The sequence below is a fragment of the Rathayibacter sp. AY1G1 genome, from assembly GCF_002932095.1.
GTDB lineage: Bacteria > Actinomycetota > Actinomycetes > Actinomycetales > Microbacteriaceae > Rathayibacter.
On the sequence record NZ_PSUZ01000065.1, the window covers coordinates 1 to 819 of the forward strand.

The window sequence follows — 819 nt, forward strand, 5'->3', positions numbered from 1 at the left end:
GGCGTCGTCCTCGAACTCCAACAGCACCGCCGCCTGGTCCAGGGTCAGCTCGTGCTCGTGCAGAACGGACGTGACGGTCGCGGACTCCGCGACCGCGAGGCCCTTCTACACCGCGTCGGTCTTGGTGCCGGTGCGCTTGGCGATCGCTGCGGCGGTGACGCCCTCGAACGCGAGCTGCGCCCACGCGGCGGTGCGGTCCGCGACGCTCAGCTCGGCGCGCTGGTCGTTCTCGATGATCTGCTGCACGATCCGGTACTTCCGGGCCGCCAGCAATCAGTCAGGTGGACGAGCCGATCGTCGGCCCGCCCCCTACGCGCACCAGTCGCGCGAGCGTCCGTTGACGCTGCGCGCGGTGTCGCCGGTGCCGAGGTCGACGAGCACGGTCGAGGTCGCGCTGAAGCCCGGCTCGCCCGGGTAGTCGTCCGGCCGACCCTCGACCGAGACGGTCTCGACGGCGAGGTACTGCCCGTTCGGCGAGAGGCAGACGCCGCGGATGCGCCCCGTCGGCGAGGTGCGGAACACCTGCGAGGTGCCGGACGCGTCGACGCGGACGACGGAGTACTGGGTCGCCCCTGTCTCCGGCGCGTACTCGGCCTCGAGCTCGACGTAGCTCCCGGAGTCGAGGAGCAGGATCTGCACGGGCGACGCGGTCGCGCTCACGTCCGCCGGCGGGAGGGCGAGCGTCTCGACCGAGCCGTCGGCCAGGTCGATCAGCGAGCCCGACTCCGGATCGGCGACCACGAGCCGGTTCGCGCCGGGCACGAATCCGCGCAGCTCCGCGTGCTGCCCGAGCGGGCTGATCGAGCCGGGCGTCAGCAG

Annotated in this window: 2 protein-coding genes; both read right to left on the bottom strand. The window is 72.5% G+C overall.

Annotated elements, in window-relative coordinates; genetic code table 11:
- Window positions 1-105 precede the first annotated feature (105 nt).
- A complete protein-coding gene (locus C5C36_RS17820; protein ID WP_181131510.1) occupies window positions 106-246 on the bottom strand; it encodes a hypothetical protein in 141 nt (46 codons plus the stop codon).
- 63 nt (window positions 247-309) lie between these two features.
- Window positions 310-819: hypothetical protein (locus C5C36_RS17825; RefSeq protein ID WP_374954357.1), on the bottom strand; the 510-nt coding region annotated here is incomplete at its 5' end.